17 protein-coding genes are annotated in these 14,282 nt (G+C 68.2%); 6 read left to right on the top strand and 11 right to left on the bottom strand.

Features of this window, described 5'->3' with window-relative positions:
- The first annotated feature begins 58 nt into the window (after positions 1-58).
- Entirely contained in the window at positions 59-850 is a 792-nt protein-coding gene (locus AB0P21_RS27025) for a class I SAM-dependent methyltransferase (protein WP_363700000.1), read from the top strand.
- 18 nt (positions 851-868) lie between these two features.
- Here AB0P21_RS27025 and AB0P21_RS27020 read toward each other — a convergent pair whose 3' ends face one another.
- The 5 genes from AB0P21_RS27020 to AB0P21_RS27000 form a co-directional block, all read right to left on the bottom strand.
- A complete protein-coding gene (locus AB0P21_RS27020; protein ID WP_363699999.1) occupies positions 869-1,129 on the bottom strand; it encodes a WhiB family transcriptional regulator in 261 nt (86 codons plus the stop codon).
- Between the two features lie 78 nt (positions 1,130-1,207).
- Entirely contained in the window at positions 1,208-2,083 is an 876-nt protein-coding gene (locus AB0P21_RS27015; protein ID WP_363699998.1) for a hypothetical protein, read from the bottom strand.
- Positions 2,084-2,088: 5 nt separating this feature from the next.
- Positions 2,089-3,468: a glycosyltransferase 87 family protein gene (locus AB0P21_RS27010; RefSeq protein WP_363699997.1), complete on the bottom strand. Its 1,380-nt coding sequence runs from the start codon at positions 3,466-3,468 to the stop codon at positions 2,089-2,091.
- Positions 3,465-4,778, bottom strand: a complete 1,314-nt coding sequence (locus tag AB0P21_RS27005; protein ID WP_363699996.1) for a DUF2064 domain-containing protein — start codon at positions 4,776-4,778, stop codon at positions 3,465-3,467. The genes AB0P21_RS27010 and AB0P21_RS27005 overlap by 4 nt, the downstream gene beginning before the upstream one ends.
- On the bottom strand, positions 4,775-5,440 hold the full coding sequence (locus AB0P21_RS27000) for a glycosyltransferase family 2 protein (RefSeq protein WP_363699995.1): 666 nt from the start codon (positions 5,438-5,440) through the stop codon (positions 4,775-4,777). Before AB0P21_RS27000 ends, AB0P21_RS27005 begins: the two co-directional genes overlap by 4 nt.
- Positions 5,441-5,562: 122 nt before the next feature.
- Here AB0P21_RS27000 and AB0P21_RS26995 point away from each other — a divergent pair, with 122 nt between their 5' ends.
- On the top strand, positions 5,563-6,261 hold the full coding sequence (locus AB0P21_RS26995; RefSeq protein WP_363699994.1) for a response regulator transcription factor: 699 nt from the start codon (positions 5,563-5,565) through the stop codon (positions 6,259-6,261).
- Entirely contained in the window at positions 6,258-7,397 is a 1,140-nt protein-coding gene (locus tag AB0P21_RS26990) for a HAMP domain-containing sensor histidine kinase (protein WP_363699993.1), read from the top strand. The genes AB0P21_RS26995 and AB0P21_RS26990 overlap by 4 nt, the downstream gene beginning before the upstream one ends.
- 1 nt (position 7,398) lies before the next feature.
- On the opposite strand, the gene AB0P21_RS26985 is transcribed toward AB0P21_RS26990, so the two are convergent.
- On the bottom strand, positions 7,399-7,767 hold the full coding sequence (locus tag AB0P21_RS26985; RefSeq protein WP_363699992.1) for a VOC family protein: 369 nt from the start codon (positions 7,765-7,767) through the stop codon (positions 7,399-7,401).
- 62 nt (positions 7,768-7,829) lie between these two features.
- Here AB0P21_RS26985 and AB0P21_RS26980 point away from each other — a divergent pair, with 62 nt between their 5' ends.
- A complete protein-coding gene (locus tag AB0P21_RS26980; protein ID WP_363699991.1) occupies positions 7,830-8,282 on the top strand; it encodes a MarR family transcriptional regulator in 453 nt (150 codons plus the stop codon).
- 10 nt (positions 8,283-8,292) lie between these two features.
- Complete coding sequence (locus AB0P21_RS26975; RefSeq protein ID WP_363699990.1) at positions 8,293-8,700, top strand: hypothetical protein; 408 nt, start codon at positions 8,293-8,295, stop codon at positions 8,698-8,700.
- Between the two features lie 16 nt (positions 8,701-8,716).
- Here AB0P21_RS26975 and AB0P21_RS26970 read toward each other — a convergent pair whose 3' ends face one another.
- Together AB0P21_RS26970 and AB0P21_RS26965 are read right to left on the bottom strand one after the other, a co-directional pair.
- A complete protein-coding gene (locus AB0P21_RS26970; protein WP_363699989.1) occupies positions 8,717-9,754 on the bottom strand; it encodes an alcohol dehydrogenase catalytic domain-containing protein in 1,038 nt (345 codons plus the stop codon).
- A gap of 9 nt (positions 9,755-9,763) precedes the next feature.
- Positions 9,764-10,732, bottom strand: a complete 969-nt coding sequence (locus AB0P21_RS26965; RefSeq protein WP_363699988.1) for an aldo/keto reductase — start codon at positions 10,730-10,732, stop codon at positions 9,764-9,766.
- Positions 10,733-10,864: 132 nt separating this feature from the next.
- Between AB0P21_RS26965 and AB0P21_RS26960 the strand changes: the two genes are divergently transcribed.
- Complete coding sequence (locus AB0P21_RS26960) at positions 10,865-11,743, top strand: helix-turn-helix transcriptional regulator (RefSeq protein ID WP_363699987.1); 879 nt, start codon at positions 10,865-10,867, stop codon at positions 11,741-11,743.
- Between the two features lie 4 nt (positions 11,744-11,747).
- Here AB0P21_RS26960 and AB0P21_RS26955 read toward each other — a convergent pair whose 3' ends face one another.
- From AB0P21_RS26955 to AB0P21_RS26945, 3 genes are all read right to left on the bottom strand, one after another.
- Positions 11,748-12,317, bottom strand: a complete 570-nt coding sequence (locus AB0P21_RS26955) for a dihydrofolate reductase family protein (protein ID WP_363699986.1) — start codon at positions 12,315-12,317, stop codon at positions 11,748-11,750.
- Positions 12,318-12,415: 98 nt separating this feature from the next.
- Entirely contained in the window at positions 12,416-13,432 is a 1,017-nt protein-coding gene (locus AB0P21_RS26950; protein WP_363699985.1) for an NAD-dependent epimerase/dehydratase family protein, read from the bottom strand.
- Positions 13,429-14,217 (bottom strand): S-methyl-5'-thioadenosine phosphorylase, encoded by a 789-nt coding sequence (locus AB0P21_RS26945; protein WP_363699984.1) that lies wholly within the window; start codon positions 14,215-14,217, stop codon positions 13,429-13,431. The genes AB0P21_RS26950 and AB0P21_RS26945 overlap by 4 nt, the downstream gene beginning before the upstream one ends.
- Positions 14,218-14,282: the final 65 nt, after the last annotated feature.

Here is a 14,282-nt window from a genome sequence, read left to right as displayed (position 1 = left end):
ACCGGATGACGGTCGCGTTCGTCTGACGTTCCAGACGGTGGGCTGACACAGTGGAGTGGTGGACTTGGGCTTCGGAGGCGAGGTGGCCGGCTTCTACCAGCGCTATCGGCGCGGGTACCCGGCCGAGGTGATCGACGGGCTGGTCGACGCCTTCGAGCTGACCCGGGACGACGTCGTTGTCGATCTGGGCTGCGGCACGGGCCAGCTCGCGCTGCCGCTCGCCGAGCGGGTCCGCGCCGTGATCGGGATGGATCCGGAGCCCGACATGCTCGCCGAGGCCCGCCGGGTCGCGACCGGCCGGAGCAACCTCAGCTGGATGGTCGGCGCCGACACGGACGTACCGATGCTCGGCACGCTGCTCGGCAAGACGAGCCTCGGCGCGGTCACGATCGGCCAGGCGCTGCACTGGATGGACCACGACACGCTGTTCCACGAGCTGTACCCATTGCTGCGGCCCGGCGGCGGTGTAGCCGTCGTCACCAACGGCACGCCGCTGTGGCTGCAGGACAGCGACTGGTCGCGCGCGCTGCGGCGGCACCTGGAGTTATGGCTCGACTCCGAGGTCACCGCGACCTGCGGCACGGACGAAGACAGCCGCACCCGGTACGCCGAGAGCCTCGCCGCCGCAGGTTTCACCGTGAAGCAGAGCCGGTTCGGCTACACCGACGTACTCGACCTCGACCGCATCATCGGCGGCGTCTACTCCGCCTTGCCGGTGAACCTGCTGCCGCCGCTCGACCAGCGCTCGTACTTCGCCAAGCAGGTCGGGCGCGCGCTGGAGGGCCACGCGCCGTACGACGAGACAGTCGAGGTCACGCTGCTGCTGGGAATGCGCGAAGACAAGAGCTGAGCCGCGCAGTACGCCGTGCTAGCTGGCGGCTGACTCCGGGTGGCCGCGGCGGCGGCCGTAGAGGAGCCGCTGGCCGGCGGCGGTGCCGGTGAACTTCTCCCGGCGCGCCCACTCGTGGCACTGGTCGATGACGGGGCAACTGGTCAAGCAGAGCTCACGCGCCTTGCGCTGTTCCCAATGGGTCGCAGACTCGTCGTACAAGGATGCTTGTCCGACACAGGCTGCCTTGGTCATCCAGCGGTCCGCGGGGTCTGCGATCACTGTCAGGGTCGGCCTCATAACCCGAACGCTATGTCGACAAGACCCCGCTCCGGGGCGCGTCTTACTATTTGAGAGTTAGTCCACTGAATTACTGCACTATGCCTTCACCGGCACCTGGTGCACCCGGGTGGCGACGGCGGTGGCGAAGCGGGTGGCCGAGTCGGCGGCCAGCGGCAGGAACAGGTAGGGCTCGATCAGTTCGAGCTCCATCAGCAGGTAGCGGCCGTTGCTGACGATGCCGTCGACGCGGGCGTAGACGGGAGCGCGACGGGTGTTGGCCGCTGCCAGCGCCTCGAGCGAGCCATCGAGTACGACGGCGGGCGGGTCGAGCAGTTCGGAGGTGCCGCCGAAGTCGTTCTGCACCCGGAAGTCACCAGCTGCCGGGCGCTTCAGTACCGCGTGGCTGAACTCGCCGCCGAGGAAGATCAGCGACCACTCGCCCTCGCTCTGGATCTCCGGCTGGAACGGCTGCACCAGGTACACGGTGTCGGGCAGGTCGTCCATCGCGGTGCTGAGCTCGGCGGAGCCCGCCGTACCGCGAACGGTGTGCCGCGCCGTCGCGCTGACGGTCGGCTTGATCACGATCTCCTGACCGTCCAGCCCGGCGACGACCTCGCGCAGGCAGGCGCCGGCGGCGACCTGGGACGGGACGATCGCGACACCGCGCTCGCGCAGTTCCAGCAGGTAGCGCTTGTCGGCGTTCCAGCGGACCAGGTCGGAGTCGTTGAGCACCTTGACGCCGGCCTTGTCGAGCTGGTCGAGCCAGGCGGTGAACTCGAGGTAGCGGTGGTGGTAGTCCCAGACCGCGCGCAGCAGCACCGCGTCGTACGCCGACCAGTCGACCGACGGGTCGGACCAGACTTCGGTCACCGGGTCGAGGCCGGCGGCCTGCAGTGCAGCCACCAGGGGCAGCTCTTCAGGGTGCAGGTCGGCATGATCGGCGGAGTTCGCCAGTGCGATTCGAGGGCTCACGTCGATCAGTGTTGGGTCGTCCCGATCAGTTCGTCAAACCGGAGGCGTGCCACTGCGCGATGACGGAGGGTGATGGCGATGACAACGATGACAACGGCGGTCAGGTAGATCAGGCCTTGTCGGCTGCTGTGTCCGAAGCTGGCGTAGGCGAGGTACGCGACCGGCGGTACGGCGAGCCACTCGAGGCGGCCGGCCAGGATTGCCAGGGCGATCAGGGGGAGTCCGTACCAGGGGTAGGTGGGGGTGGTGATCAGCAGCGCGGCGCCGTACAGCCAGCAGCAGGTGACGACGATCGGCTCGCGGCCGTGGCGGTGGAGAGCGAGCACGGCCAGGCTCACGGCAAGCAGTCCGGAGACGAGCTGGCGAGCCTCAGGAGGCAATACCAGCGCGAGAATCGCCGACCGGGAGCTGCCGTCGGAGAAGCCTTCCTGGGTCAGGTAGCCGGGCAGGAAGCCGATCACCAGGGCGCCTGCCGCGAGGAGGTGGGGGAGGTAGCTCGCGATGAAGGTGCCGACGGCAACTAATGGGGTACGGAGGTCCTTGCTGCGGAGGGCGGTGAAGGCCGGGAGCAGCAGGAGGGGGAGGAGTTTGGTGGCGGCCGCGGCGCCCAGCAGGAGGCCGGCGAGGATCGGGCGGCGTCTGGTGGCGAGGGCGATCGCGGCGATGATGAAGACGGCTGCGAGTACGTCGACGTGGGCTGCGTTGCCAGCCTCCAGGACCACGATCGGTGACCAACCCCACAACAGGGCCCAGCGGGGATCGCGGTTGCCGCGTTTGAGTTCTCTGGCGAGCAGGGCGGTCAAGGCCACGGCGAGTGCTGCTGCGGCTACTTGGAGTCCGAAGGTGCCTGCTGACCACGGGGTGAGGAGCGCGACGGCTGCGAAGTACGCCTGCGCGACCGGTGGGTAGATGGTCGGCACTCGGGGGCGGTTGATGGTGGTGCGGGGATCGTCTTCGGAGAGCGCAGCAACGGCGGCGGGATCGCTCGGAACGCGAGGCGGGCCGTTCACCCCGGAGCGTTCTGAGGGTGAAAGGCCGGGAAACAGGACAGGATCTCTCAGCGGTGCCAGAGCGTCGTCCAGCGGCACGTGAGAGTACGGGGAACTCCCGGAGAGTTGTACGCGGCCGTCCCAGACGTAGCGGTTGGCGTCGGTGCTGGTGATTGGTGTGGTGAGAAGGCCTGGGACTTGGCAGGCTGCTGCTACTGCCACCACGCCGAGTACTGCGTGGGCGCCGGCGGGGCGGCGGATCAGGAGCCAGGCGAGGCTGCCGATCAGCAGGCAGCCCGCTACCAGGATCAGGTTTGACCACCAGTTGGCGGACTCGGCGGCGATGACGGCGGTGGAGATGCCGACTGCTGCTGCTCCGGCCCAGAGGAGCCTCATCGGTAGGCAACCTGCGGTGCGGTGGCGGTCAAGCTGGCACTGGCGGTCGCGGTGTTGGTTGCGGGGGAGCGGCGGAAGGTGAGGAAGGCTCGGTGCGGGGTTCGCCAGTCCTCGGTGGCGAGGAGGTCGGCGGCCAGGGCGTGCCGCAGTACTGCGTGCGTCCCGACTCTTGCCCAGGGCAATGGCCTGGAGCGGCGGCCACCGGCGTGCAGGACGATCGGCGCGGTGTCGTCGAGGCTGTCGTCCGGGTCGACCTCGACCAGAACCAGTCCGTCGGGACGAACGAGTTCGGCGCAGCGGCGGAGGAGGAGCTCGGGGGCGCCGCCGATGCCGATGTTGCCGTCCATCAGGAGGACGCTGCCCCAGCGCCCCTCGCCTGGCAGCGGCTCCTGGACGGGCCGTCTGAGAGCCGGCGCACCTCGGTTGGTGGTCAGGAGAACAGCCTCGGGTGAGATGTCGACGCCGAGCGCGGGGATGCCGCGTTCCGCCAGCGCGGTGACGATCCGGCCAGGCCCGCAGCCGATGTCGAGCACCGGTCCCTCGCAGCGGCTCAACGCCAGCCGATCGACCTCGTCGGCGGGCGCCTGCCAGCGGTCGACCTCGCACAACGACGGCACCCGCCGCCCATCGATGCCGGTGGCAACCACTTGGGCGCCGCCCAGCGCCTTCTCGAACAGCAGCCCCGGAGCCGCCGAGTACTGCAGCCTTTGATGCAGCCGCGAGACCCGCAAGGCGGGAAAGAGCGCTGCGATTGTCGCCGCGTCCTCAGGGGTGTCCATGTCCCGGAGCATGGGCAGCAGCAACACCTTGTAGCCGAGCAGCCGCAGTCGTGCCAGCTGATCGGCGCCGGTGTGATCAGTGGACATCGGTACGCCGACCAGCGCTCGCCGATCCGGATTCCGCAGCCCGAGACACCAGTAGCCGCCGTCCTCGGTCAACCCGAGTACTGCGTCGTGCCCGGCCCAGTCGGTGCCTAGTAGCGCCGGGGTGAGCTGGGGAGTGTCCATGCCGACCAGCAGCATCGGCGTACCGGAGTACGCGTCCTCGAAGGCGTTGGCGAGCCGCTCTGCCAGCCCATCACCGCGCTGGTCGACTATCTGGAAGCCGGCGGGCATCCAGGGGCCGGGCTGTCCGTCCAGTGCGAGCACGTGTCGGCCTACGGGCGTGGCTTGGACGGCTGCGAGCGTATCGGCGAGTGAGGCGCGGGCGAGCGCCGCTGCCTCGGCTGGGGTGAATTCCGTCTGCAGGCGGGTCTTCACGCGTCCAGGGATCGGTTCCTTGGCGATCACGATCAGGGTGCCGGCGGTCATGCCGACAACACCTTCGACATGTCCAGCACGGCCCGCGCGGCGCCCAGCGGCGTACCGGTGACCTTGGAGCGGCCGGATCGCGGCAGGTAGTCCACGTCGACCTCTGCGATCCGCCAGCCTGCGTCCGCCGCCTTCACCACCGTCTCCAGCGGGTAGCCGGATCTGCGGTCGTGGAGATCCAGGTTGAGGAGGGCATCTCGCCTGGCTGCTCGCATCGGGCCTAGATCACGCAGCTGTACTCCGGTACGTCGCCTGACGCGTCGCGACAACTCGGCATTGGCGAGCCGCAGGTGCCAGGGCCAGACGTTGCGCGACACCGGTCGACGCCTGCCGAGCATGAGGTCCATCTGGCCGGCCAGTACCGGTGCAGTCACGCGTACGAGCTGCCGGGGGTCCAGGGAGGCGTCTGCGTCCAGGAAGGCGACCACTGGCGCAGTGCTGGCTTCCAGGCCGGCGTGGCAGGCAGCGCCGTACCCGCGGAGCTCGCAGGGCACCACTAGTGCTCCAAGGCCCGCAGCGATCTCGGCTGAGCCGTCGGTGGAGCCGTTGTCCACCACAACGGCCCGTACGCCGTCCGGGAGCCGGGTGAGCACCCAGGGCAGGGCGGCGGCCTCGTTGAGGCAGGGGAGGACGAGATCGACTTCGGCGTCTACTGGGGGCACTCTTCGACCGTAGGGAGGATCGGCGGGATTCTGGGGCTTTGAGTGGATACCGCTCGCTTACGTCCCACCCCGGACGGCGTCAGGTCGCGCTTTCGGCCGGACAGAGGATCTACGCTCGACCAGTGGCTACTCGTGTGCTCGTGGTGGACGACGACCCGACCGTGTCGAACGTCGTTTCGGCGTACCTGACCAAGGCCGGGTACGACGCCCGTGTCGTCGCCGACGGGGTGATGGCGGTCGAGGTGTGGCAGCAGTGGAAGCCGTCGGTCGTCGTACTGGACGTGATGCTGCCTGGGCTGTCCGGTCTGGACGTACTGCGCCGGATGCGCGCCGCCGACGACGGCGCGGCGGTGATCATGTTGTCGGCGCGAGGCGAGGAAGAGGATCGCCTGGTCGGGCTGGAGTTCGGCGCGGACGATTATGTGGTCAAGCCGTTCAGTCCGCGCGAGCTGACGCTCCGGGTGCAGGCGATGCTGCGGCGCGAGGAGCGCCTGGCCGGGCTGGATCTCACGCCGACCAAGCTGAGCGCCGGGCCGGTCACGGTGGACACGGCCGCGCGGACCGCGACGCTGAACGGTGCTGAGCTGTCGCTGACGCATCGGGAGTTCGACCTGCTGGCGTACCTGGTGGCGCATCCGGGCAAGGCGTACACGAAGGCCGAGTTGCTGCGGCGGGTGTGGGGCTGGGACTTCGGCGACTCGTCGACCGTCACCGTGCACGTGCGGCGGCTGCGCGAGAAGATCGAGGTCGATCCGTCGGACCCGCAACTGGTGCTGACCGTGCCGCGGACGGGCTACCGGTTCGCTGGTGAGGCCGAATGAACCGCGACCAGATGACGATCTTCGCGCTCACCGCCGGGTGGACGCTGGTGGTCGGCGTGGCGGGCAGCGCGGTGCTGTGGCGATTCCGGCGGAAGTCGTTGCGGCTGACGATCATCGTGGCCGGGCTGGTGCCGATGCTCGCTGCGCTGGCCGCCGTGACGCAGAGCGTGCAGGCGATGTTCATCTCGGGCCACGACTCGCTCGTGGTGCTGTGGACGCTGGCGTTCTCCGGGCTGCTCGGGCTGGCGATGTCGGTGCTGCTCGGGCACTGGGTGAGCGCTGGGTCGCGTGATGTCGGGCGGCGGTTGCGGCATCTTGGTACGTCGTACGAGCCGGTGGCTGGGAACTCTGACGTGCCGGCCGAGCTGTCGGCCATCACTGACGAGTTGGAAATGACTCGTCAGCGGCTGGCTGCCTCGCGGGATCGGGAACGTGCGTTGGAGGCCAGTCGGCGGGAGCTTGTTGCCTTCATGTCCCATGACCTCCGTACTCCGCTCGCTGGGTTGCGGGCCGTGTCGGAGGGGCTGGAGGACGGCGTCATTGACGATGTGCCGGGGGCGCTGCGGCAGATGCGGACGACGGTCGATCGGATGACCGGGCTGGTTGACGATTTGTTCGAGCTGTCGCGGTTGTCGGCTGCGCCGCCACGTCGGCGGTCTGCTGTGAGTTTGCGGGAGTTGGCCGAGGACGTGGTGGGGGAGAGCTGTGAGCATGCTCGGTCGGAGGGGGTTGGGCTGAGTGTCTCCACGCCTGCTGATGACGATCGGCTGGCGGTGCACGGGGATGCGGATGAGTTGACGCGCGCTGTTTCCAACTTGGTGGGGAACGCTATTCGTCATACCGAACGTGGTGGCGAGGTGAAGCTGTCTGTCGATCGTGAGGACGACGGGCGGGTGCGGCTGGCTGTCACCGATGGGTGCGGCGGAATCCCCGACAACGATCTGGCGCGCGTGTTCGACATCGGCTGGCGCGGCGACGAGCAGCGCGACCCGGCGTCGAACAGCACGGGCGGTGGGCTGGGGCTGGCGATCGCGCGTGGGGTGGTCGAGTCGCACGATGGGAACATTGCTGTGGCCAACGTCGATGGCGGTTGTGCTTTTCAGATTGAGTTGCCACCGGTGACTGCCGGCTCCTGAATCAGCCGCGGTCGTGAAGCGTGACCTGATACCCATCGGGGTCGGCGAAAGTGAACGTCCGCCCGAACGGCCCGTCGATCGGCGCCGACACGATCGTGTGCCCATCGGCAACAAGCGCGTCGTGAATCGCCTGCACATCCGTGGCGTGCAGCCAGATCGCCGCGCCGATCCCCGGCTGAGCGACCGACGCCAGATCCGTGCCGGGAACCACATCGCGGAGTGCGAAAGCGATCGGCTTCGTCTCGAAGACAACCGCGTGCGGCGGCCCGGCCGGCGAGCGGACCAGGCCGAGGTACTGCTCGTAGAACGCCTGCGAAGCATCGAGATCGGTCGCTTGCAGCGAGATGAAGTCAGGTCCGGTGACAGGCATAATGTGCTCCTTCTTGTTGTGTCAGTTAGCTGACACAGACCAAGTTATGTCAGAATACTGACATGAGTCAAGACGGCGTCCACCTGCAGACCTCACTGGGCTACCTCCTGAAAGAGGCGTCGAGCGCCCTGCGCGCTGCGATGGAGGAGGTACTGCGCCCGCTCGGGATGACCGTGACGCACTACTCGTGCCTAGAGCTGCTGTCCCAACGCCCGGGCCTGTCGAACTCCGAGCTCGCCCGGGGCGCATTCGTGACCCGGCAGTCGATGAACGTCCTGCTCCAGAACCTCGAACGAGACGGCTACGTGACCAGACCCGCGGAGGCACCCGTCGGCAAGGTTCTTCCCACCCGACTCACCCCACGCGGCCGAGCCAGCCTCGCGAAGGCGACCGTCGCGGTCCGCTCCATCGAGATCAGAATGCTGTCCGGCCTGACCGAGACCGAACAGACAGCCGCCTTCGGAATCCTGCAGAGCATGATTTATTCCTTACGCGACAGCGGTCCGACCGGGTGATGATGACTGGATGGGACGCAAGCGGAAGGCCGAACGCAGCGAGACCTTCGCCGACATCGTCGAAGAGGTAACCGCCGCGACCTCGGGTCCAGCAGGCCCGCCGATCGTCTGGTGCCAACCGATCGAAGATGGCGAGTACGTCGATGAGGCCGACATCCGGTGGGAGCTGCGCGGCGGAGAGCTGCCCTGGAAGCGGATCGAACGACTTTTCCGCGACCCGCACGTCCGCGTCCTGCGTGCCTATCAGGACGAGATCCGTGACGTCGCAGTTGAGGATCGGGCCAGGTTTGCGGCGATGATCCGCCCTTACCTGGACGGCACGCTGTCCCGCGAGGTGGGTGACTTCACCGACTTCGAGGTGGGGGAGTTCAAGGACGACCAGCACAGATCCCTGCTTTTCGTCGAGGTCTCGTGTTAGCAGCGTCCCTGAAGCCCTACGGCTTGACCAGGACCTTGAGTGTGGTGCGGTTGTCCATCGCGCGGTAGGCCTCGGCGACGTCGGCGAGGGCTACCTCGCTGTCGAAGACCTTGCCGGGGTCGACGTGGCCGGCGAGGACGTCGGGTAGCAGGGTTTCGATGTAGGCGCGGGCGGGTGCGGGGCCGCCGGTGAGGGTGATGTTGGGGCCGAAGAGGCTGGGGAAGCCGATCGGCGCGTCGGAGTACTGCGGTACGCCGACGCGGCTGATGACGCCGCCGGCCCGGACGATGCCGATCGCCTGGTCGTACGCGGGACGGTGCCCGACTGCTTCGAGTACTACGTGAGTGCCGTCGCCACCCGTGAGGTCTCGCACCTGCGCGATTCCTTCGTCGCCGCGGTCGGCCACGACGTCGGTGGCGCCGTACTCGCGGCCCAAGTCGGTACGGGCCTTGTGGCGGCCCATCAGGATGATCTGGTCGGCGCCGAGGCGTTTGGCGGACAGGACCGCCATCAGGCCGACGGCTCCGTCGCCGATCACGGTGACGCTGGTGCGCGGGCCGACGTTGGCCTTGATCGCGGCGTGGTACCCAGTGCCGTAGACGTCGGACAGAGTCAGCAAGGACGGGATGAGCGGTGAGCTCTCCTCGACCGCTACTGCGACAAGCGTGCCGTCAGCGAGCGGGACCCGTACGGCCTCTGCCTGGCCACCGCCGACGTCACCGGCGTTCCAGAAGCCGCCGTGTCGACACGAGGTCTGCAGGCCCTCGCGGCAGAAGTCGCAGGTGCCGTCGGACCAGGCGAACGGCGCGATCACGAAGTCGCCGCGCTTGATGGTGGACACGTCAGTGCCGATGTCCTCGACCACGCCGACGAACTCGTGGCCCATGGAGTTGCCGTCGGGAGTGGCGGCCAGGGAGTGGTACGGGTGCAGGTCGGAGCCGCAGACGCAGGCCCGGACCACGCGCACGATCGCGTCGGTGGGCTCCTTGATGATCGGGTCGGGGACCTCGATGACGCGGACATCGCCGGCGCCGTACAGGTAAGTGGCTCGCATGGAAATCCTTCAGTAGCCGGTGGGTTGGCGTGGGGTGTAGACGCTCTCGAGAGCGCGGAGTTCGTCATCGGTGAGCGTCAGGTCGACCGCCGCGGCGGCGTCGGCCAGGTGGAGTTCTTTGGTGGCTCCCACGATGGGAGCGGTGACGCCAGGGTTGCTCAGCACCCAGGCGAGTGCGACCTGGGCCATCGGGACGCCGCGTGCCTCGGCGACCTGCTGTACGGCGTCCGCGATCGGCTGGTCGTCGGCGCTGAAGAACCGGTCGGCGACCGGGTCGTTGCTCGCCCGGGTGGTCTGGGTGCCCCACGGGCGAGCCAGCCGGCCCTTGGCGAGCGGGCTCCACGGGATCGAGCCGACCCCCTGGTCGGCGAGCAGGCCGAACATCTCGCGCTCTTCCTCGCGCTGCATCAGGCTGTACTGGTTCTGCATCGAGACGAACTTCGTCCAGCCGTGCAGTTCGGCGGTGTGCTGCAGCTTGGCGAACTGCCAGGCCCACATCGACGAGGCTCCGAGGTACCGGACCTTGCCCGCCTTGACGACGTCGTGCAACGCCTCCATCGTCTCCTCGACCGGGGTGTCGGGATCGAAGCGATGGATCTGGTACAGGTCGACGTAGTCGGCGCCGAGGCGGGTCAGCGAGGCGTCGATCTGCTCCATGATCGCCTTGCGGGACAGGCCTGCGCCGCCGGGTCCGTCGTGCATCTTGAAGTGGACCTTGGTGGCCAGCACGATGTCCTCGCGGCGGCTGTACTTGCTGATCGCACGGCCGACGATCTCCTCCGAAGTACCGAAGCCGTAGACGTTGGCGGTGTCCCAGAAGGTGATGCCGAGATCGAGCGCCCGGCGGAAGATCGGCTCGGCGGCGTTGTCGTCGAGGGCCCACTCGTTGAAACCGCGCGAGGTGTCGCCGAAGCTCATGCATCCCAGCACGATCCGGCTGACCTTCAGCCCGGAACTGCCCAATCGGGTGTATTCCATCTCGCTACTCCTTCTCGGTGCTGCCGATGACTGCGACCAGTCAACGGCCTCGCGCGCCGCCGGGGGAGTGCCTGCTCTTCCGGGTAACGCCAGTACCTCCTTCAGCTCCGCGCACCCGTCTACGGTGGAGGTATGGACAACCGAGCTGAGATCCGCGAGTTCCTCGCCTCGAGGCGAGCGCGCATCACCCCGGAGCAGGCGGGGCTGCCGGCGTACGGCGGTACCCGCCGGGTCAAGGGACTGCGCCGCGAAGAGGTCTCCCTGCTCGCCGGTGTCAGCATCGACTACTACGTCCGGATGGAACGCGGGAACCTGGCCGGAGCCTCCGACGCAGTACTCGAAGGGTTGGCGCGTGCTTTGCAGCTGGACGACGCCGAGACGGCCCACCTGTTCGACCTTGCTCGCGCCTCGGAGCCGGTGCCTGCGCGGAAGCGCAAGCCGGCTCCCGCGACCGTGCCCGTGCCCGCCAGCGTCCAGCTCGTCCTCGACGCGATCGGCGACTCGCCGGCCTGGATCCGCAACGCCCGCCACGACATGCTCGCCGCCAACCGGATGGCTCGCGCGCTCTACGCTCCGTTGCTCGCCGACTCGCGCCGCCCGGCGAACACCGCCCGCTTCGTCTACCTGGACCCGGCGTCCCAGGACTTTTTCTCCAACTGGGAACGAGCCGCTGACGACATCGCCGCCATGCTCCGCTCCGAGGCCGGCCGCAATCCGCACGACAAGCTGCTGATCGAGCTGATCGGCGAACTGTCGACCCGCAGCGAGGTCTTCCGCACCCGGTGGGCGGCTCACAACGTGCGCTTCCACCGCACCGGCCTGAAGAAGCTCCATCACCCCGTCGTCGGCGACCTCGACCTCACCTTCGAGGCGATGGAGTTCCCCGCCCACCCGGGACTCACACTGCTCGTCTACGCCGCCCCTGAGGGCACGCCTACAGCTGACAGCCTCAAGCTCCTCGCCAGCTGGGCAGCCACCGCCGAAGGCGCCGGAGAACTCGCAACCCAGTAAGTGCTCAGATCCTCGGCTTCGTCTCGTACCTGGTCAGTACCACGCCGCCGGGAAACGTCCGCGTCTCCACCAGGTTGAGGTTCACCCAGCTGTCCAGCGCGGTGTAGAACGGTCTGCCGCCGCCCACCAGCACCGGATGGGTGACGATCTCGTACTCGTCGACCAGCCCGGCCCGCATGGCCGCCCCTGCGAGCGTCGCGCCACCGACCCTCATCGGCTCGCCGTCCTCGGCCTTCAGCCGGGTGATCTCCGTTACGGCGTCGCCGGTGAACAGACGGGTGTTCCAGTCGACCTTGTCGGTCGTCGACGAGAACACCACCTTCGGCGTATCCCGCCAGTTCCGCGCGAACTCGATCTGCGCCGGGGTGGCGTCCGGCTGCTGATCGCCGGTCGGCCAGTGGGAACTCATCGCCTCCCACAGCTTGCGCCCGTACATCAACAGCCCGATCGCCAGCTCCTGATCGAGCCAGTACTGAAACAGCTCGTCGCTCCCCGCACCCCAGCTGATGTCGTCCCCGGGCGCGGCGATGTAGCCGTCCAGGGTGAGGTTCATGCCGTAGACCAGTCTCCGCATGCCGCATTGCCTTTCTGTCGGTCCGTCACCCTTGCTACGAAGAGATCATTGCGGAACCGACAGGCTATTGGCAGAAACTTCGCGCGGGGGAGGCATGGTCAGTGGCGGAGGAGGTCGGCGAGGCCTGAGCGGAGGTCGTAGTCGGGCTTCCAGTGCAGGTCTTCGCGGAGGCGGGCGGATGACGCGGTGATGTGGCGGACGTCGCCCAAGCGGTAGGCGCCGGTGATGATCGGCGCGGGGCCGTCGTACGCGCGGGATAGTTCGGTGGCTAGGTCGCCGATGGTTCGGACGGTTCCGCTGCCTACGTTGTAGGCCGTGAACTGTGTGGGGTTGTTGGCAACAGCCGCGGCCACAGCACCAGCGATGTCTGCGACGTGGATGAAGTCGCGCCGCTGGCCGCCGTCCTCGAAGACCCTCGGCGCTTCGCCGCGCTCAAGCATCGAGCGGAAGATCGCAGCGACACCCGCGTACGGCGTATTGCGGGGCATCCCAGGTCCGTAGACGTTGTGGAAACGAAGCGCCGTCGCCTGACCGCCGGTTTCGCGCGCCCAGGTCGCGGCGAGGTGTTCGCCGTTGAGTTTTGTTGCGGCGTAAGTGTTGCGGGGGTCCGTCGGGGCGGACTCGGTGATCAGGCCGGGGCGCAGCGGCGCGGCGCAGATCGGGCAAGGCGGGTCGAAGACGCCCGACTCCAGGTCGGAGACTCGACGCGGGCCGGGGGCGACGACACCGTGGCGGTCGCATTCGTAGTGGCCTTCGCCGTAGACGACCATCGAGCTGGCGTAGACGAAGCGCTGGATCTGGTGGCGGCCGAGGGCGCGGAGCAGTACTGCGGTGCCGAGGCTGTTGGTGCTGACGTAGTCGTCCATGTCGTCGAGGTCGACGCCCAGGCCGACCTTCGCGGCCAGGTGGACGACGGTGTCCACTCCACGCAGCGCGTCGGAGACCGCCGTGGCGTCGCGGATGTCGGCGACGATCAGGCCGTCGATGGAGGGCGGGGTTTGGTGGACGTCTGGGCGGAGTGAGTCGAGTACGCGGATCTCGTGGCCGTCTGCGAGTAGCTGCCGGTGGACGTGTTGTCCGATGAAACCGGCGCCGCCGGTGAGGAGGATCTTCACCAGAGGTCCTCTCCGGCGGTGCCGTCGAGCGCGTGGCGGCAGGTGCAGTCCTCGTCGGTTTTCGGGAGTTGGGTGATGACCTCGGTGAGCAGGGTTTTCAGGCGCTCGATGCTGCGGCCGAAGACTGCGAAGACCTCGTCCTGGGTGACGCCTTCGCCGGTGGAGATGCCCGCGTCGTGGTCGGTGACGACGGCGACCGAGGTGTAACAGAGGGCTAGTTCGCGGGCGATGGAGGCCTCGGGGGCGCCGGTCATGCCGACCACCGACCAGCCTTGGGTGGCGTGCCAGCGGGACTCGGCGCGGGTGGAGAAGCGGGGGCCGTTGATCACCACCATGGTGCCGTCGGCCACGACCTCGCCGTTGCCTGCAGCAACGACAGCGGATCGGCCCGCAGGGCAGTACGGGTCGGCCACCGACACATGCACCACAGGCGCTTCGTCGTACACGGTGTGTTCGCGCCCCCAAGTGCGATCGACGAACTGGTCCGGCACGACAATCGTCCCCGGCGTCAGCTCAGCGCGCAGCGAGCCGACAGCACAAGGCCCGAGCACCTGCCGCACCCCGAGTGAGCGCAGCGCCCACAGGTTCGCGCGATAGTTGACCCGGTGCGGCGCGAACCGGTGGTCCGCGCCGTGCCGCGGGATGAACGCGACCTCGCGGCCGCCCACCGTCCCGACCAGCGGCGGCTCGCTCGGCGGCCCGAACGGCGTATCGACCTCGACAGGCCGCGCGCCGGACAGGAACGAGTAGAAGCCGGACCCACCGAGTACACCGATTTCTGCCATGGGATCGACCCTAGGAGCCCGCGACCCGCCGGCTACCCGATCCGCCCGGACCGTCAGCGCTCCGT

This window comes from Kribbella sp. NPDC056861, assembly GCF_040687575.1.
In the GTDB taxonomy this organism is placed as follows: Bacteria; Actinomycetota; Actinomycetes; order Propionibacteriales; family Kribbellaceae; genus Kribbella.
This window is presented reverse-complemented; position numbering and strand designations above follow the sequence as displayed.